The following is a 16,851-nucleotide window of genomic DNA, read 5'->3' on the forward strand; positions in this document are numbered from 1 at the left end:
GCCCGGTCGAACGGGATGTCGCCGGCCACGAGGAAAATATAGAACACAAATCATTAGTGTGCAAATTAAATTTTGAAGAAAAAGCCCGGCGGTACCGGGCCGGTTCGCGGGGGCTTCGCCTGTCAGCGTTCGTTGGCGGCCGACAGCGCGTCGCGCAACTGCTGGAGATCGGCGCGCAGCCTGATCAGGAACTCGGGGGATTGCTGCATCGCGCAAAAGAGATCGTCGGGTACCGAGCGCGCGCGATCCTTCAGCGCACGGCCTTCCGGCGTCACCCGCACGTTCACGACGCGTTCGTCGGCCGCGCTGCGCACGCGCTCGACGTAGCCGAGCGCTTCCAGCCGCTTCAGCAGCGGCGTGACCGTGGCCGGATCGAGGTCCAGTCGCGCGGCGATGTCCTTCACGGCGATGTCGTCGCGCTCCCACAGTACGAGCATCGCGAGATATTGGGGATAGGTCAGCGACAGCTTGTCGAGCAGCGGCTTGTACGCCTTCGTCATCGCGTGCGAAGTCGAGTAGAGCGCGAAGCAGAGTTGCGCGTCGAGCGTCTGGGGCAGCGGGGGCAGGCGGTCCATGATTCGGGAGGCGCGGCGAACGCGCGAACAATTTGTACGCAAATTATTTTGCGCGCAAAAGATCGGGATGAACAGGGGGCAGCCGGCGAGGGGCGGTGGCCGACAGAGGCGGGGGAAGGGGGGGCGCGCCGGGAGACAACCCGGCGCGGAGAACGGCAGGCCGGCGACGCGCGCCGGCCGGAAAGACTTCAGCGGCCCGACGTGGTCGTCGTCGCGCCCGGCTCCTGTACGCCGAAGCAGCCGCGATAGGTCGCGTAGAACGAGCAGTACAGCATCGTGACGATGATGATCGTCACCGGCATCATGATCGTCAGCGCATAGGCGCCGGCGCCGAGCGCCTGCAGCAGCAGCGACAGCGCGAGCGACGTGCCGAGCGCGACGCCGAACCACAGCACGCCGTACACGACGAATGCGCCGCGATTGCGCCAGCAGCTGACGACGCTGAAGAACAGCGCCTTGGCGGGCGGGACGTCATGCCACGCGACCAGCACCGGCGCAAACCAGAACAGCATCGCGACCGGCAGGTACAGCAGCGTCGCGAAGAACAGCGCGCCGAGCGTGCCTTGCGCGGCGAGCGCCTCCGGCGTCGTGCTGGCTTCGTCCGCCGCGCCCATCATCACGTGGAACAGCGCGCCGCCGTCCACGAACGACGAAGCGGCGAACACGAGCACCATCGACGCGACGTAGATCACGCCGAGCACGAGCAGCCGCTGGGTCGCGACGGTGCCGTACGAGCGGAAGCCGTCGACGAGGATCGTCGGCATCACGGGCTTGCCGGCCACCGTGTCGCGGCACGCGGCCATGAAGCCGACCGCGACGCCGGGAATGAACACCAGCGGCAGCGCGGAGCCGATCACGGGCACCATCGATATCAGCGTGATCGCCAGCAGGTACGTGAAGAACAGCGTGATGAACGCGAGCGGGTTCCGGCGGAACAGCCAGACGCCTTGACGGAACCAGACATAGCCCGTTTTGGCGGGCACTTCGATCAGTTGCATGCGGTTTGGATCTCGGGAAGCGCGGGCGTATGCGCGATACGCTCGCGCAGGATGCGTTCGAAATGGCCGGGGTCGTGCGGCTTGAGCATCTCGGCCGCGCGCGGCAGGTGGAAGTCGTACAGGCGCGACACCCAGAAGCGGTACGCGCCCGCGCGCAGCATGTCGCTCCAGTGGCGGCGCTCCTCGGCCGTGAACGGTCGCACCGTCTGGTACGCGCGCAGCAGCGCGTCGGCGCGCGCGACGTCGAGCACGCCGGTCGCGAGGTCGACGCACCAGTCGTTGACCGTGACCGCGACGTCGAACAGCCACTTGTCACAGCCCGCGAAATAGAAGTCGAAGAAGCCGCCGAGCCGCACGTCGTGGCCGGTGCCGGGCGCCGCGTGCGCGAACAGCACGTTGTCGCGGAACAGGTCGCAGTGGCACGGCCCGGCCGGCAGCGCCGCGTAGTCGTCCGACGCGAAGAAGCTGGCCTGGTGCGCGAGTTCGCCTTCCAGCAGTGCGCGCTGCTCATCCGTGATGAACGGCACGATCGCCGGCACGTTCTCCTGCCACCACGGCAGGCTGCGCAGGTTCGGCTGGTGGCGCGGATAGTCGCGGCCGGCGAGGTGCAGGCGCGCGAGCATCTGCCCGACTTCGATGCAGTGTTCGACCCCCGGCGCGAGTTCGGCCGAGCCGTCGAGCTTCGTGACGATCGCGGCAGGCTTGCCGTGCAGCATGCCGAACAGCGCGCCGTCGTCGCGCGGGATCGGATCCGGCACCGGCACGCCGTGGCCGGCCAGATGGCGCATCAGGTCGAGGTAGAACGGCAGTTGTTCCGCCGTCAGCTTTTCGAAGATCGTGAGGACGTACTCGCCGCGCGTCGTCGTCAGGAAGAAATTGCTGTTTTCGATACCGGACGGAATGCCGCGGAACGCAAGCACGTCGCCCAGTTCGTAGTGGCGCATCCATTGCGCGAGATCGGAGTCGGAAACAGCAGTGAAAACGGCCATGCGGGATGCGTCAGGTCAGGGTGTCGGCACGCGGGCGGCGTACGTCGCGACAACAGGTGAAGGGGACGTGGCGCGCGGCGTTCGGTGCGGCGCGCCACGGAATCAGTAGCGCAGGTTCAGCGACGGCAGGCGCGTGATCGGGATGCCCGCGTCGTGCGGCTTCGGCGACGTGTCGGGCGTCGAGCTCATCTGGTAGCGCGTGCCGAAGTTCGACTTCACGTCGATCTCGACCGGTTTGCCGCGATCGCGGTACTCGGTGACTTCGGTGCCGTTCTTGCTCTTTTCGTGGAAGCTCGGCGTGCGGCGGATGTCGGCGAAGTCGACTTTCGACGTGACTTCGGCGCCCGGACGGTTGATTTTGCGGAGATCGGGCAGGCCGGCGGCCTCGTTGGCCTCGGCCCGTGCCTGCGCGTCGGCGTCGGGCGTGCCGCCGGCGGCGTAAGCGGCGCTGGCGGCGGCAAACGCGGCGGCAGCGACGACGAGAATGAGCGGCTTCATGATGAGTCTCCAGTGAACCCATCGATTTTAGCAAATACTGCGCCGCATCCGGCCCTCGCGTGCGTAGGGGCAGCCATAAGGGCGACCGGGTTCCGTGGTAATGTCGTCGGATCAGACGAGGTAATCAAAATGAAGAACGATTTGAGCCGCCGGCACCGAGTGCTGACGCCCGAGAGCCCGTCGGTCGAGGCTTTCGACGATCCGATCGCCGCCGTCGCGCGGCTGTCCGCCATTTACGACACGAACACCGGCTTCCTGCGCGACGCCTTCGCGCGCTATCGCCTCCACGAACCGATTACCGAGCACGTGCGCGCGTGCTACCCGTTCGTGCGGATCCGCACCGACGTCAACACGCATGTCGATTCGCGCCGCTCGTACGGTTTCGTCGCGGGCCCCGGCGTGTTCGAGACGACGGTCACGCGCCCCGATCTCTTCGCGAACTACTATCGCGAGCAACTGCGCCTGCTCGCGAAGAACCACCATGTGAAGATCGAGATCGGCGTGTCGTCGCAGCCGATTCCGATTCATTTTGCGTTTCCGGAAGGCATCCATCTCGAGGGCGAGCTCGACCGCGACCGCCTGCTCGCGATGCGCGACATCTTCGATACGCCCGACCTGTCGTATCTCGACGACCGCATCGTCAACGGCACGTTCGAGCCGGCGCCGGGCGAGCCGCATCCGCTTGCGCTGTTCACCGCCGCGCGCGTCGACTTCTCGCTGCACCGGCTGCGCCACTACACGGCGACGTCGCCCACGCATTTCCAGAACTACGTGCTCTACACGAACTACCAGTTCTACATCGACGAGTTTGTGAAGCTGGGCCGCACGGTGATGACGGAGAGCGACGATCCCGAGGTGCGTGCGTACCGGAGCCAGTACAGCTCGTTCGTCGAGCCGGGCGATGTCGTCACGTACAACGCGAACCTCGGCAGCGAGCCGGCCGAGGGCGCCGCGCCGCCGCGCCTGCCGCAGATGCCCGCGTATCACCTGAAGCGCGCGGACGGCAGCGGGATCACGATGGTTAACATCGGCGTCGGCCCGTCGAATGCGAAGACGATCACCGATCACATCGCGGTGCTGCGTCCGCATGCGTGGGTGATGCTCGGTCACTGCGCGGGGCTGCGCAACACGCAGCGTCTGGGCGACTACGTGCTCGCACATGGCTACGTGCGCGAGGATCACGTGCTCGACGCCGACCTGCCGCTGTGGGTGCCGATTCCGGCGTTGGCCGAAGTGCAGCTCGCGCTCGAACGCGGGGTGGCCGACGTCACGCAGCTTGATGGCGTCGAACTGAAGCGCGTGATGCGTACGGGTACGGTCGCGAGCGTCGACAACCGCAACTGGGAGCTGCGCGATCATCGCGAACCGGTGCAGCGCTTGTCGCAGAGCCGCGCGATCGCGCTCGACATGGAAAGCGCGACGATCGCCGCGAACGGTTTCCGCTTCCGCGTGCCGTACGGCACGCTGCTGTGTGTGTCGGACAAGCCGCTGCACGGCGAACTCAAGTTGCCGGGCATGGCCGACACGTTCTATCGCGGGCAGGTCGACCAGCATCTGCAGATCGGCGTGAAGGCGATGGAGATCCTGCGGACGAACGGGCTCGACAAGCTGCATAGTCGGAAGCTGCGCAGCTTCGCGGAAGTGGCGTTCCAGTAACAAGCCCTTGCGGTATAAGGTTCCCCGGACGATCCGGGGAGCCTTCGTGTCTAACATGAGTGCTGGTGTCTAACTTGCGCGCGTCAATGGAACTGGTTGGACGCGTTCTACTTCGCGTGATTTCGTGTAGTGCGCCGTCATGCTTTCGGTCGTGTGGCCGGCCAGTGATTGCGCTGCCGCGGCGCCCCGTTGCCGTTTCAGATCGGTCAGCGCCTTCGCACGTAGATCGTGGAAGTGCATGCCGATCAGGTATAGCGGATTCGGGGTGATTCCCCTTTCCCTGCAGTCCTTCTCGTAGGCCGTTCGTGCTCGCTCACAGGCGCGTTTCCACGCTGAGTACGCGCCGATATAGGTGAAGCGGCCACCGGCGTGCGTGCAGATCACTGGTCCGATGGCGGTGATCTTGCCGCCGCGCGCTCGATCCAATGTTTCTTTCAGGTCGGGTGTCATCTCGATCAACAGGCGCACGCCACTGCTGTTGACGGTCTTGCTCGGGTGAAACGAAATACCGTCATCGGACACGTTCTGCCAGTTGAGTGCGAGAAGGTCGCCGATACGCTGAGCGGTCTGGTACGCCAGATCGATCAGGCAGAGGATCGACCGTGCCGACGATGTCTTGTAGTCGGCATTGGCAAGGACAGCCGCCCGCACTGCCTCCAGCTCGTCATCCGTGATGTAGCGATCCCGCTTCTTTTCCCTGGCCGCGCCGATCTCTCGTGCGGGATTACGGTCGCAAAAGCCACGCCGAACAGCATGTGTGAAGAATAGCGACAGCAGTGCCTTGTGTTTGTTGCTGCTGCTTGGCTTCGGGTCGTAGCTGCTCGCCATCTGCTCGAGCATCGTGCGATCGATCGTGCGGCCGTCCGTCGTCGTGCCTTCCGTCGCGATACAGAAAAATTTCGTCTTCTTTGCGTCCTGTGCCATGTGCGAATCCGCTGAGAGGGGGCTGTGTTCAGGGATTCCAGTGTCGGTAGTTCGAACCGTCGTCGCAACGGAATATGGTTGTGTACGCAACGTATGCAGACGGAATAGGTTTGGCCCGCGCGCGCGCGTCGGTAGCCTTGTTGTATGTCTGCAATTCCCATCAATTCATCCGATGTCGACCCGCGCCGGCGGGCACGTGACCTGTACTGGCAGGGGTATCGCATCGCGCGTATCGCCGAGCTGCTCGGCGTGAAGCCGGCCACGCTCTATAGCTGGAAAAAGCGCGACGGATGGGATGACACCGAGCCTGTCGATCGCGTGAACATGACGATCGAAGCGCAGTTGATCAAACTGGTCACGAAGGAGGCGAAGGAGGGACGCGACTTCAAGGAGATCGACCTGCTGACGCGTCAGCTCGACCGGTTGCGCTCGCGCCCGGCGAACGACGCGAAGGTGAGTGAATCCGGGAGTGCGGGTGGCGCGCGCCGATCGCGCAGCTCGGACGAGCGCAACGCATTCAGCGAAGAGCAGGTTGAGAAGCTGAACGATGCGTTTCTCGAATCGATCTTCGACTATCAGCGCACCTGGTATCGCGCGGGCTTCAAAGAGCGGATCCGCAACATCCTCAAGAGCCGGCAGATCGGCGCGACCTGGTACTTCGCACGCGAGGCGCTGCTCGACGCGCTGAACACGGGGCGCAACCAGATCTTCCTGTCGGCCAGCAAGGCGCAGGCACACGTGTTCCGCCAGTACATCGTCCAGTTCGCGAAGGATGCGGTCGGCGTCGAGCTGCGCGGTGATCCGATGGTGCTGCCGAACGGCGCGACGCTGTACTTCCTGGGCACGAACGCGCGCACCGCGCAGAGCTATCACGGCAACCTGTATTTCGACGAATATTTCTGGGTGCCGCGCTTCCAGGACTTACGGAAGGTCGCGTCGGGCATGGCGATCCATTCGCAGTGGCGCCAGACGTATTTCTCGACGCCGTCGAGCCTCGCGCACGACGCGTATCCGTTTTGGTCCGGGAAACTCTTCAACCGCGGCCGGCCGAAGGATCAGCAGGTGTCGATCGACATCGCGAACGCGGCGCTCGCGGCGGGCCGTGCGTGCGGCGATGGTCAGTGGCGGCAGATCGTGACCGTCGAGGACGCTGTGCGCGGCGGCTGCAACCTGTTCGACCTCGAGCGGCTGAAGCTCGAATACAGCGCCGACGAATACGCGAACCTGCTGCTGTGCCAGTTCATCGACGATTCGCTGTCGGTGTTTCCGCTGTCGACGCTGCAGTCGTGCATGGTCGACACCTGGGAGGTGTGGGACGACTTCAAGCCGCTGTACCTGCGCCCGTTCGGCGACGAAGAGGTATGGATCGGCTACGACCCGTCGCACACGGGGGATAGCGCCGGCTGCGTGGTCCTGGCGCCGCCGAAGTATCCGGGCGGGAAATTCCGCGTGCTCGAGCGGTTCCAGTGGCACGCCCTGGACTTCGAGGCGCAGGCCGCGCAGATCGAAGCGCTGACCCAGCGCTACCGCGTCACCTACATCGGCATCGATACGACCGGGATCGGGCAGGGCGTCTATCAGCTCGTCACGAAATTTTTCCCGGCCGCGACGCCATTCCACTATTCGGTCGAGATCAAGACCGCGCTCGTGATGAAGGCGCAGAACGTGATCCGCAAGGGCCGGCTCGAGTTCGACTCGGGCTGGAAGGATCTCGCCGCGTCATTCATGGCGATCAAGAAAACCATCACTCCCAGCGGCCTGCAGGTCACGTACAAGGCGAGCCGCTCCGAAGAGGCGAGCCACGGTGACCTGGCCTGGACCTGCATGCACGCGCTCGCGAACGAACCGCTCGAGGGGGCGACGAGTGCCAATACCGGATTCATGGAGCTTTTCTGATGTCACGCAATTATCGACGCGGTGCCGGGCGCCGTAAGCACGGCCGCGCCGAGCAGGCTGCCGACTCGACGCCGGCGCCGGGGCCGCGCGCGGAGGTTTTCTCGTTCGGTGATCCGGTCGAGGTGATGGATCGGCGCGAGCTGCTCGAGTATGTTGAATGCATGCGGATGGGGAACTGGTACGAGCCGCCGCTGCCGCTCGATGGGCTCGCCCGCTCGTTCCGGGCTGCGCCGCATCACAGTTCCGCCATCTACGTGAAGCGCAATATCCTGGTGCAGTCGTACGTTGAACATCCGCTGCTGTCGCGCGCCGACTTCAGCCGGTTCGTGCTCGAGTACCTGGTCTTCGCGAACAGCTACCTCGAACTGCGCACGAACCGGCTCGGCACACCGCTGGCGCTGAAGTCATCGCTTGCGAAATACACACGGGTGGGCGTGGAACCGGATCAATACTGGTTCGTGACGAACGTACGCGAGCCGCACGCATTCCCGAAGGGCGCGGTCTATCACCTGTTCGAGCCCGACCTGAACCAAGAGATCTACGGGCTTCCCGAGTACCTGTCGGCGCTGAACTCGACCTGGCTGAACGAGAGCGCCACGCTGTTCCGCCGGCGCTACTACAAGAACGGGAGCCACGCCGGCTTCATCCTGTACATGACGGACGCGGCCGAGCGTCCGGAGGACGTCGACAACCTGCGCTCGGCCCTGAAGAACGCGAAGGGGCCGGGCAACTTCTGGAACCTGTTCATGTACGCGCCGAAGGGGAAGAAGGACGGCATCCAGCTCTTGCCGATCGGCGAGGTCGCGGCAAAGGACGAGTTCTGGAACATCAAGAAGGTGACGGTCGAGGATCAGCTCGCAGCGCACCGCGTGCCGCCGCAACTGATGGGGATCATCCCGTCGAATGCGGGCGGGTTCGGTGACGTCGAGAAGGCGGCCGGGGTGTTCAATGGGCTGGAGATCGATCCACTGAAGGCTCGGCTCCGGGAGGTAAACGACTGGCTCGGGATCGAGGTCGTGCGGTTCAGGGACTTCGCGCTGCCGAAGGGCTGACGCCCGAGCACACACCTGGCAAAGCAAAGCCGCCGGGCACTTCGGTGCCGGCGGCTTTTTTGCGTCTGGCGCCCCTGCACGGGCTCTGCGGAATAGAGCGCCTCAGAGCGGCTGCTGCGCCAACGGTCCCCGCATCGGGCCGAGCCAGCGGCAGGGCCGTAGCGGGCCGCCTGACGCGCCAGCGAGGCATTCCTGGGGCCGGACACGGCCCGGAGATTTGCCGATTTCGACCCGGCGCGCGCAGTTGTGACCCCGCCCCACCTGCCCGCAAAAACGAACGGTTTTTATGCACTCATGCGCCCGACGCTCGGGGCCATCTGGCGCGGGCCGCGCCGCGATCGGCGGCCCGACTCCTGTATGCACTTTTATGCGCCTTGGTTATGCGGCTTCGCCTCTGCCCTGGTCTGTTTCGTGTTTGTTACATGGGACAGAACTGCCCGATTGACTGACTTACACCAATACAATCGAGGGCAGGATTGTGATCTTATGTCGGTTGGCTGGATGTATCGGCCCGCTTGAACATCACACGATCATGAAAGCTTTGTAACAGTGCTGCCGGTTGGCGAGGTGCAACCAGAAACCATGAAAATCAAAAAATTTAGCTTTTCGGATCCTTATGAATCCGGGTGGAATCTTTCGCCGGTTGAGTTCAACGATCGAATGAACTTACTTGTAGGTGCGACTGGGTCAGGAAAAACTCGGCTGCTCAACATGTTGATGAATATCGGGAGTGCTGTCGTCCAGGGGAATCGATCGTTGACCGGAAAATGGGCAATGGAGTTCGAAACGGAAGGGCATCTCTTCCTATGGAAGTATGACGGTCATGCCAAGAAAAACGGCGAACCAATCCATATGTTTGAGTCGCTTTCAGAGATTGATAAAAACGATGGCGTTTCGACGATCTTTGAGAGAAATTCCGACGGATTCTTCTTCGAAGGGGCGCGCTTACCTAAGCTTGGGGCGAAAAATCTCGGGATTAATCTTTTAAAGGAGGAGGATGCGATAAAACCTGCTTATTCCGGATTTAGGCTTCTTATGCGAAGAAGTTTCAGTGGCAGGGAGTTGGATGATGCTTCTGCAATTTCGGCTTATCCGTATGCTCTGGCCAACAAGCTGAGCGAACAGAGGCGCAAGTCTCTGGGTGATGTTCATTTTTCGGCTTTGTCGTTGAATGGAAAACTGTACATTCTGAAAAAATTTTTCCCTCGTATATTTGAATCAATAGTTGCTCGATATCGTTCTGTATTCCCGGATGTTATAAATATTAATATTGGTGCGGCAGGAAGGCATTTGGGGGTGGCTATTGATGCTCCGCTAGTTTTAATTCAAGAGCGTAATGTGCAGTCGCCCACTCAGATTGGAGATATTTCGTCTGGGATGTTAAAGGTTTTGCTGATGCTCGCCGATATCGCCACTCTCCCTCGCGGATCGGTTTATCTGGTAGATGAGTACGAGAATTCGTTGGGTGTTAATGCCATTGATTTTTTTCCGGAAGTAATAATTGATAGTGATCATATTCAATTTATGCTGACGTCGCATCATCCGTTTTTGATAAATAGAATACCGGTGGATGATTGGCTTGTGTTCAGTCGAAAAGGATCTGATATACGCGTCACTTTCGGCGATGTTTTGAGCGAAAGATATGGGTCATCAAAGCAGCAGCGATTTGTTCAACTGCTGAATGATCCGCTTTATACGGGGAAGGGGGATTGATGAATTTCTATATTATTGTTGAGGGGGATGTTGAGAAGGAAGTGTACTCGAAGTGGATTCCATCGATTAGGCCGGGGTTAACATTGGTCGATCACCCTTCGAAATTGACGACAGACAATTTCGTGATTGTCAGCGGTGGCGGTTATCCTTTCTACATGCAAATTATCGAGTCTGCAATCGAGGACTTGAGGGGGGGTGATGGAATCAGGTTGGTGGTGAGTGTCGATTCGGAGGAAATGAAGCGCAATGAAAAATACGTCGAAATAGAAGGTCATATCCAGTCTATTTTGGATTTTGCGCTCGATTATCGGATCGTCGTTCAACATTGTTGTTTCGAAACGTGGGCATTGGGAAACAAGCGAGCCGGACCGCGACGGCCTGAAGATCCTGAATTAAAGATTCTGAAGCAGTTTTTTGATGTAATGACGAAGGACCCGGAGGATATGCCTGCACTCGAGGGATTGAATCGGGCGCAGTCTGCGTTGCGCTATTTGCGGAAAATGCTAAGTGATCGGGGGCATCGGGTGTCGTATTCGAAAAGTAATCCGACGGTGGTGGCTAGGGTTGACTACTTTGATGAGCTTAAGAAACGTCATATGGCTACGCAACATATCGATAGCATCAGTGCCTTTCTAGGAGCATTCGCCTGATACGTTTAGCGTGGTCCGAGTTACAGCGCGAAAGCATGCTGAGGTGCGAGGGTGGATGAAATGCTTGTCTAACTTGCGCTGGAAGATCGTCGGAGAGCTGTGCAGAATGCGGCTTGCAACTTCACCAAAATGTTAGAGGAAATCGTGCAACACTTTGATTTTCTGAATTTATGTATCCGCAAGCTGCGCAGCTTCGCGGAAGTGGCGTTCCAGTAAGTGCTATCACCGGCGGGCCCTGCGGGACGCCGTCGGGGTTTGCATCTTCCGTTTTCTCGCATTGGCCGGCGTGACGGTGCATGCGATTTCGAGGACTGGCAGCGTGCGGTCGCGTACCTGTCATGAGCGACGCGGCTTCGAAACTCCGGCTCTACCGGATTGCCGGCGCCGTGATCACCATTGCACCGGTTCGACCGTTCGGTCGAATGGGGCTTCGAGCAACGCGGTCTCGCAATCGTCGAGTCTCAGGTCGAGTGCCGCGAGCGCGTCGGTCAGGTGATGCGGCTTCGACAACCCGACGATCGGCGCGGTGATGCCTGGCCGTCTCAGCGCCCATGCCAGTGCGATCCGGGCAGGCGCCACCCCGCGCGCCTGCGCCACCTGCCTGACCGCATCGACGGTCGCCGCGACCGCGTCGCGCCCGTCGTACCAGGACACCATTTGCTGGTCGGTTGCGGCCCGCGTCGTCGCCGCATCGCGCGAGCCGGCCAGTAGCCCGCGGCCGAGCGGGGACCACGGCGTGTAGGCCATCCCTTCTTCGATGCAAAGCGGCAGCATGTCGCGCTCGTCGTCGCGGCAGATCAGGCTGTACTGGCTCTGCATCGAGACGAATCGGGCGAGTCCGTGATGCCGTTGAAACGCGAGCATCTTCATGAATTGCCATGCATGCATCGACGACGCGCCGAGGTAGCGGACCTTGCCGCTCCTCACGAGGGTATCGAGCGCATCGAGCGTTTCTTCGATCGGCGTGTCCGGATCGAACCGGTGGATCACGTAGAGATCGATGTAATCCGTCCCGAGGCGCTGCAGCGATGCATCGATGCTGGTGAGCAGATGCTTGCGCGACAGCCCGCGCGCATTCGGCCCGTCGCCGGTTGGAAAGAACGCCTTGGTTGCAATCACCACGTCGTCGCGCGTCGCGAAATCGCGCAGCGCACGTCCGAGAATGCGCTCGCTCTCGCCGCCCGAGTAGATGTCGGCGGTGTCGAAGAAATTCACCCCCGCATCGAGTGCCGTGCGGATGAAAGGGCGGGCCGCGTCCTCGGTCGCGACCCACGGGCGCCATGACGGATCGCCGTAGGTCATGCAGCCCAGGCACAGCTTCGATACCTTCAGCCCGGACCTTCCCAGTCTCACGTATTCCATCGGTTCTTCCTCCGTTCCGGCACCGGTCAGCGCATGCCGCCGATCGTGTAGCCGCCGTCGACCAGGAGCGATTCGCCCGTCACGAAGCGCGCTTCGTCGCTGCAAAGCCAGACGGCCGCGTCTGCCACGTCTTCGGGCGTGCCGATTCGCCGTGCGGGCGTGAATGCGGCGAACGGGCGGAACATGTCGTCGTCGCCGAAACGGCGCGCCATCGGCGTATCGATGATGCCGGGGTTCACGTTGTTGATCCGGATGCCGTGCGGGCCGCCTTCGAGCGCGACCGCGCGCACCAGCGCATCGAGCGCGCCCTTGCTGGCCGAATAGGTCGACGAGCCGGCAAGCGCGCCTTTCGCGAGCCACGACGACGTATTGACGATCGCACCGCCGCCGTGCGCGAGCATTGCTTCCATTTCGTACTTGATCGACAGCCACGTACCCTTGAGATTGGTGGCGATCACCTTGTCGAAGTCGGCTTCGGTCTGTTCCACGATCGGCGCGAACGTGCCTTCCGTACCCGCATTGTTGAATGCCGCATGCAAGGCGCCGTAGCGTCCGATCGTTGCGTCGACGAGCGCGCGCACGCCATCGGCGGAGGCGATGTCGATGGCTATCGCGAAGGCTTCGCCGCCGCGCTCGGTAATCGCGCGCACGGTTTCGTCGAGCGGCGCCGCGCGCCGCCCGGCCACGACGACTTGGGCGCCTTCACGCGCGAATGCGAGCGCGGCCGCCTGGCCGATGCCGGTGCCGCCGCCGGTGACGAGCGCGACGCGTCCGTCGAGCCGGGGTCGAGTCGTGGCGGAGGAGGGTGACGAGCTTCGTGAATCGGGCATGACGGGAGTGGCTCCATATAAAGGGACGCGAGCTGGCCGACGGGCCGGCGCATGGTCGACGTGCTTAGTCCTGGCGGTCGGGCACCGTCAGGGGCGTGCCGGGCGTGCCGGCGTAGAACACGATAAGTTCGGCGCGCTCGTCGCCCGTTTCGCCGCGATGGGCGCCGTCGACCATTTCCGGCACCACGTCGCCGGGGCCGAGCGCCAGCCGCTTGCCGTCGCTGCGGCGCACGGCGGTCAAGTGGCCCGACAGCACGTAGCCGATGTTGATCGACGGATGCGTATGCCACGGCAATACCGCGTGCGGTGGAATCGTGTAGCGTACGACCGTGATCTCCGGTTGTCCTGACGGATAGGCGCGATACCGCGAGCCGTCCCATGCATGCGTGGTTTGCAGCAGCACCGTCTCGGCCACGCGGTTGCCCGCGTCTGTTTCCTGTGCGGTCACGCGCGGCGAACCAGCGACGATCAATGCGGCCGCGACGACGGTTCGCGAGACGGCTGAAAATGAATGGGTGTTCATGGTGGCGGGCCGTTTGGCCCCGGGGGATCGAAGACATCACCATTGTGCGAAGCAGGGTGCCGTGCGAATAGCACCCGACCGGTTGAAACCGATTCAACCGGTTGGACAGGCGTTGCGATGCCATGGACGATTGCCCGGGCGTTCCGGGCTTGACGGGAGCTGCGAATGGATCGGTTGAAGGCGCTGACGGTATTCGTCCGTATCGCGGCCGCGGGCGGAATCAGTGCGGGTGCCCGCGAGCTGGGCATGACGCCGCAAGCGGCCAGCAAGCAGGTCGCTGCGCTCGAAGCGCTGCTGAACGTGCGGCTGCTTCAGCGCTCGACGCGCGGAATCGTGCTGACGCTCGAGGGCGAACGCCTGCTTGCACAGTGTCGCGGTGCTGTCGGGGAATTGGAGAGCGCGCTGCGCATGCTCGACGACGATCAGGCGCACGCGACCGGCACGATCCGTGTTGCGGCGCCGTATTCGCTGGCCCGGCGCTTTGTCGCGCCGCTGCTCGGCGAATTCTGCGACCGTCAGCCGGGCGTCACGGCCGAGCTGATCGTCAGCGATGACATGGCCGACATCGTCGAACAGCGGATCGACATCGCCGTGCGGACCGGCAATCTGCCCGATAGCGGGCTCGTTGCACGGCGCATCGCCGATCTGCAATTGATCGTCTGCGCGGCGCCCGCGTATCTGCGTCGCCACGGCGAGCCGCGGACGATCGATGCGCTGCGCGATCATCGTTGCACCGCGTTCCTGTATCCACGCACGGGCAAGCCGTTTCCGTGGGAATTCCTGGTCGACGGCCGTGTCGATGCACGACAGATCGACCCGTTCATCGCGACCAACGACATCGATGCGGAACTCGACACGGTGCTGAGCGGTGCCGCGATCGGCCAGTTCTTCGGCTATTCGGTCAGCGCGCACATTCGCGAGGGGCGTCTCGTGCCATTGCTGACCCGGCACATGACCTGCCGTTACGGCCTGCACCTGTGCATGCCGCAGCGCATGCACCTGCCGCGGAGGAGCCGCTTGCTGATGGATTTCCTCGCTGACCGGCTTGGCGCGCATCCGGATCTGGCACCGCTTTCGTTTGCGGACGCGCCGGCATGACGCGCGCCTGATCGCGGACGCGCCTCCGGCGGCTGCGCGTCGTTGCGCCGCGTTCGCGCTTTTTCAGGCGTCCCGGCAGGCAATGACAGCCGTCATGGCCACGATCGGCGCGTTCGTCGGGCCGTGCGACGTCACCACGTACAACGCGAACCCCGGCGGCCGGCCGGGCAAGGGCGCCGCGCGGTTGTACGCGCCGCAGATGCCCGCATTGCCTGACGCCGGGTTCGGGCGCCGGGAGGCGGCACGCGCTCGCCGAGCATCAGTCCGCGGGCTCGGCGCTGCGAGCGTGCGACAGGTCTTGATGCGTCTCGCGCATCGCGGCGAGCGCGGCTTCGAGCATCGCGATTGCATCCGTGCGCCGCTTGTTCGCCAGCCGCTGTTCCCCGAGTGCCCGCAGCGGCGCGCCGCCGAAGTAGGCCATGATGTCCGGCAGGCGGCGTACGACGCCGCGGCTGCCCCAGCAGCCGTCGTCGATTTCGGACGGAAACACCCACACGCGTGCCGCAATGGCGTCGACCGGCACGCCTTCCGCGCGAGCCACAGCGGCAGTCACGTCTGCAATCAACGCGGCACGCGCGGCGTCCGTGTACTGTCCTTCCGGCACGGTCGGCACGATCCGGTAAATGGGTGCTGGCGCGACAGCCCCGGCGCGATACACGGCCGCGGGCCGATGGACGAAGATCCATGTCACGTCGCGCACGCGCGGATTGTCGGGATCGAGTCCCTCGTGGCGGATCAGCGTGTCCGTCAGTTCTTCCATCAGTTGTGCTTCGGCATGCGGTGCGAGCGCACCTTCGGGAATGTATACGTCGATCATCGGCATGAGGGTGTCCTGATTCGGTGGAGAGGTCGCTCCGAGGCGGGGCGACGTGAACCCAGTGTACGAACCTCATGCTGACGCGCAGAGTGGCGAAACTGCCATTCGACGATGCCATTTCCGACATCGCATCCGATGCCTGTTGCGCGCGGTCAGGGCGTGAAGCGACGGCGATATTCGCCGGGGGAGATGCCGGTCTCGCGCTTGAACAATTGCCGAAAGCCGCTGATGTCCGCGTAGCCGACGCGCTCGCAAACCGTGTCGATCGCGAGCTTCGTTTCCGCGAGCAGCCGCTTCGCGACTTCGATCCTGAGCGTCTGCAGATACTTGAGCGGCGGCGCGCCCACGGCGTCCCTGAAGCGGCGATGAAGCGTGCGTTCGCTCATCGCGACGTGATCGCTCAGACGGGCGAGGCTGAAGGGTTCCCGCAGGTGCTTTTCCATCCAGCGTTGGGCGCGCGCGATGGTTGCATCGTCGTGCTCGCGATGACCCATGCTGTCGAGGTCGATGAACGAATCCTGCGAGACGCGGTTCATGTCGATCAGCATGAGCCTGGCGACCGACGCGGCAAGGCGCGGATTCGCCAGTTTGTCGATGACTCGCAGCGCGAGATTCTGGTACGAGGTGACGGCGCCGCCGCACAGTATGCCGTCCTGCTCGGTCAGGATGTCCGGCGCACGCAGCGCCACGTCCGGATAGCGGGCGCGGAAGCTCGATGCTTTCGACCAGTGCGTCGTGGCAAGGCGACCGTCGAGCAAGCCGGCCTCCGCGAGCAGGAATGTGCCGGTGCAGTACGTCGCGATCAGCGTGCCGCGCGCGTGTTGCCGGCGCAGCGCGCCGAACAGTGGCGCGAGTGAGGCGGGCCCATCGAGCAGCCGCTCGAGATCCGCGACGAACGGGCTGGTCAGCCAGATCGCGTCGGCAGGACTGCCGCCGTCGATCGCGCCATCGACCGGGATGATCTGGCCGGAGGTCCCGCGCACCGGCCGTCCGTCGATCGATTCGACGCGCCAGCGAAACGGTGCGCGCGTGCGGCCCTGCGATGTCGTCGCTGCGAGATGGTTGGCCGCCGTGAACATGTCGGTCGGCGCGGCGACGCCGGATGCAAGGGCCTGGTCGATAACCCAGATTCGAATGAGCGGCATGAGTGGCGGAATTGGCCTCGGACACCGGTGATACTACCACCCGGTGCCCAGCGATTCCGCCGGTCGTCAGGCCGTCGATTCATGCGGCCGGCGCTCGACAATCAAAAGGCCACCCGGCGCCGAAG

16 protein-coding genes are annotated in these 16,851 nt (G+C 63.2%); 6 read left to right on the forward strand and 10 right to left on the reverse strand.

Going from position 1 to position 16,851, the window contains the following annotated elements:
• Positions 1 to 122: 122 nt before the first annotated feature.
• From QZM67_RS20810 to QZM67_RS20825, 4 genes are all read right to left on the reverse strand, one after another.
• Positions 123 to 575: a MarR family winged helix-turn-helix transcriptional regulator gene (locus QZM67_RS20810; RefSeq protein ID WP_301806256.1), complete on the reverse strand. Its 453-nt coding sequence runs from the start codon at positions 573 to 575 to the stop codon at positions 123 to 125.
• 188 nt (positions 576 to 763) lie between these two features.
• Positions 764 to 1,573 carry a BPSS1780 family membrane protein gene (locus tag QZM67_RS20815; protein WP_122949154.1) on the reverse strand — a complete coding sequence of 270 codons (810 nt, stop codon included), beginning with the start codon at positions 1,571 to 1,573 and terminating at the stop codon, positions 764 to 766.
• The gene (locus QZM67_RS20820) at positions 1,564 to 2,562 is read right to left on the reverse strand and encodes a homoserine kinase (RefSeq protein ID WP_089453423.1); all 999 of its coding nucleotides are present in this window, start codon (positions 2,560 to 2,562) and stop codon (positions 1,564 to 1,566) included. The genes QZM67_RS20815 and QZM67_RS20820 overlap by 10 nt, the downstream gene beginning before the upstream one ends.
• 102 nt (positions 2,563 to 2,664) lie before the next feature.
• Positions 2,665 to 3,060, reverse strand: a complete 396-nt coding sequence (locus QZM67_RS20825; protein WP_021160838.1) for a hypothetical protein — start codon at positions 3,058 to 3,060, stop codon at positions 2,665 to 2,667.
• Between the two features lie 129 nt (positions 3,061 to 3,189).
• Here QZM67_RS20825 and QZM67_RS20830 point away from each other — a divergent pair, with 129 nt between their 5' ends.
• The gene (locus QZM67_RS20830; protein WP_301806261.1) at positions 3,190 to 4,716 is read left to right on the forward strand and encodes an AMP nucleosidase; all 1,527 of its coding nucleotides are present in this window, start codon (positions 3,190 to 3,192) and stop codon (positions 4,714 to 4,716) included.
• A 69-nt stretch (positions 4,717 to 4,785) separates the two neighbouring features.
• Here the strand turns inward: QZM67_RS20830 and QZM67_RS20835 are convergent, their stop codons facing one another.
• A complete protein-coding gene (locus QZM67_RS20835) occupies positions 4,786 to 5,640 on the reverse strand; it encodes a tyrosine-type recombinase/integrase (RefSeq protein WP_301806263.1) in 855 nt (284 codons plus the stop codon).
• Between the two features lie 144 nt (positions 5,641 to 5,784).
• Here QZM67_RS20835 and QZM67_RS20840 point away from each other — a divergent pair, with 144 nt between their 5' ends.
• The 4 genes from QZM67_RS20840 to QZM67_RS20855 all read left to right on the forward strand — a co-directional run bounded on the left by QZM67_RS20840 (position 5,785) and on the right by QZM67_RS20855 (position 10,951).
• The gene (locus QZM67_RS20840; RefSeq protein WP_301806265.1) at positions 5,785 to 7,536 is read left to right on the forward strand and encodes a terminase ATPase subunit family protein; all 1,752 of its coding nucleotides are present in this window, start codon (positions 5,785 to 5,787) and stop codon (positions 7,534 to 7,536) included.
• Entirely contained in the window at positions 7,536 to 8,588 is a 1,053-nt protein-coding gene (locus QZM67_RS20845) for a phage portal protein (protein WP_301806268.1), read from the forward strand. Before QZM67_RS20840 ends, QZM67_RS20845 begins: the two co-directional genes overlap by 1 nt.
• A gap of 582 nt (positions 8,589 to 9,170) precedes the next feature.
• A complete protein-coding gene (locus QZM67_RS20850; RefSeq protein ID WP_301806271.1) occupies positions 9,171 to 10,301 on the forward strand; it encodes an ATP-binding protein in 1,131 nt (376 codons plus the stop codon).
• On the forward strand, positions 10,301 to 10,951 hold the full coding sequence (locus QZM67_RS20855; protein WP_301806274.1) for a hypothetical protein: 651 nt from the start codon (positions 10,301 to 10,303) through the stop codon (positions 10,949 to 10,951). Before QZM67_RS20850 ends, QZM67_RS20855 begins: the two co-directional genes overlap by 1 nt.
• Positions 10,952 to 11,341: 390 nt before the next feature.
• Here the strand turns inward: QZM67_RS20855 and QZM67_RS20860 are convergent, their stop codons facing one another.
• The 3 genes from QZM67_RS20860 to QZM67_RS20870 form a co-directional block, all read right to left on the reverse strand.
• On the reverse strand, positions 11,342 to 12,313 hold the full coding sequence (locus QZM67_RS20860) for an aldo/keto reductase (RefSeq protein ID WP_301806278.1): 972 nt from the start codon (positions 12,311 to 12,313) through the stop codon (positions 11,342 to 11,344).
• A 26-nt stretch (positions 12,314 to 12,339) separates the two neighbouring features.
• Complete coding sequence (locus tag QZM67_RS20865; protein WP_175022965.1) at positions 12,340 to 13,143, reverse strand: SDR family NAD(P)-dependent oxidoreductase; 804 nt, start codon at positions 13,141 to 13,143, stop codon at positions 12,340 to 12,342.
• 64 nt (positions 13,144 to 13,207) lie between these two features.
• Positions 13,208 to 13,666 (reverse strand): cupin domain-containing protein, encoded by a 459-nt coding sequence (locus QZM67_RS20870; RefSeq protein ID WP_175022968.1) that lies wholly within the window; start codon positions 13,664 to 13,666, stop codon positions 13,208 to 13,210.
• Positions 13,667 to 13,831: 165 nt separating this feature from the next.
• On the opposite strand from QZM67_RS20870, the gene QZM67_RS20875 reads away from it, so the two are divergent.
• Complete coding sequence (locus tag QZM67_RS20875; protein WP_301806282.1) at positions 13,832 to 14,764, forward strand: LysR family transcriptional regulator; 933 nt, start codon at positions 13,832 to 13,834, stop codon at positions 14,762 to 14,764.
• Positions 14,765 to 15,023: 259 nt separating this feature from the next.
• Here the strand turns inward: QZM67_RS20875 and QZM67_RS20880 are convergent, their stop codons facing one another.
• A complete protein-coding gene (locus QZM67_RS20880) occupies positions 15,024 to 15,587 on the reverse strand; it encodes a Tautomerase enzyme (protein WP_301806284.1) in 564 nt (187 codons plus the stop codon).
• 146 nt (positions 15,588 to 15,733) lie between these two features.
• Positions 15,734 to 16,726: a GlxA family transcriptional regulator gene (locus QZM67_RS20885; RefSeq protein ID WP_301806287.1), complete on the reverse strand. Its 993-nt coding sequence runs from the start codon at positions 16,724 to 16,726 to the stop codon at positions 15,734 to 15,736.
• Positions 16,727 to 16,851 lie beyond the last annotated feature (125 nt).

Origin of the sequence: Burkholderia sp. AU45251 (assembly GCF_030482905.1) — a bacterium.
Taxonomy (GTDB): domain Bacteria; phylum Pseudomonadota; class Gammaproteobacteria; order Burkholderiales; family Burkholderiaceae; genus Burkholderia; species Burkholderia aenigmatica.

Bases quoted from the DNA above. Each gene is read 5' to 3' on its own strand.
- QZM67_RS20880 (WP_301806284.1), bottom strand. From the start codon at position 15,587: ATGCCGATGATCGACGTATACATTCCCGAAGGTGCGCTCGCACCGCAT.
- QZM67_RS20820 (WP_089453423.1), bottom strand. From the start codon at position 2,562: ATGGCCGTTTTCACTGCTGTTTCCGACTCCGATCTCGCGCAATGGATG.
- QZM67_RS20810 (WP_301806256.1), bottom strand. From the start codon at position 575: ATGGACCGCCTGCCCCCGCTGCCCCAGACGCTCGACGCGCAACTCTGC.
- QZM67_RS20825 (WP_021160838.1), bottom strand. From the start codon at position 3,060: ATGAAGCCGCTCATTCTCGTCGTCGCTGCCGCCGCGTTTGCCGCCGCC.
- QZM67_RS20845 (WP_301806268.1), top strand. From the start codon at position 7,536: ATGTCACGCAATTATCGACGCGGTGCCGGGCGCCGTAAGCACGGCCGC.
- QZM67_RS20875 (WP_301806282.1), top strand. From the start codon at position 13,832: ATGGATCGGTTGAAGGCGCTGACGGTATTCGTCCGTATCGCGGCCGCG.
- QZM67_RS20865 (WP_175022965.1), bottom strand. From the start codon at position 13,143: ATGCCCGATTCACGAAGCTCGTCACCCTCCTCCGCCACGACTCGACCC.
- QZM67_RS20860 (WP_301806278.1), bottom strand. From the start codon at position 12,313: ATGGAATACGTGAGACTGGGAAGGTCCGGGCTGAAGGTATCGAAGCTG.
- QZM67_RS20870 (WP_175022968.1), bottom strand. From the start codon at position 13,666: ATGAACACCCATTCATTTTCAGCCGTCTCGCGAACCGTCGTCGCGGCC.
- QZM67_RS20850 (WP_301806271.1), top strand. From the start codon at position 9,171: ATGAAAATCAAAAAATTTAGCTTTTCGGATCCTTATGAATCCGGGTGG.
- QZM67_RS20815 (WP_122949154.1), bottom strand. From the start codon at position 1,573: ATGCAACTGATCGAAGTGCCCGCCAAAACGGGCTATGTCTGGTTCCGT.
- QZM67_RS20885 (WP_301806287.1), bottom strand. From the start codon at position 16,726: ATGCCGCTCATTCGAATCTGGGTTATCGACCAGGCCCTTGCATCCGGC.
- QZM67_RS20835 (WP_301806263.1), bottom strand. From the start codon at position 5,640: ATGGCACAGGACGCAAAGAAGACGAAATTTTTCTGTATCGCGACGGAA.
- QZM67_RS20840 (WP_301806265.1), top strand. From the start codon at position 5,785: ATGTCTGCAATTCCCATCAATTCATCCGATGTCGACCCGCGCCGGCGG.
- QZM67_RS20830 (WP_301806261.1), top strand. From the start codon at position 3,190: ATGAAGAACGATTTGAGCCGCCGGCACCGAGTGCTGACGCCCGAGAGC.
- QZM67_RS20855 (WP_301806274.1), top strand. From the start codon at position 10,301: ATGAATTTCTATATTATTGTTGAGGGGGATGTTGAGAAGGAAGTGTAC.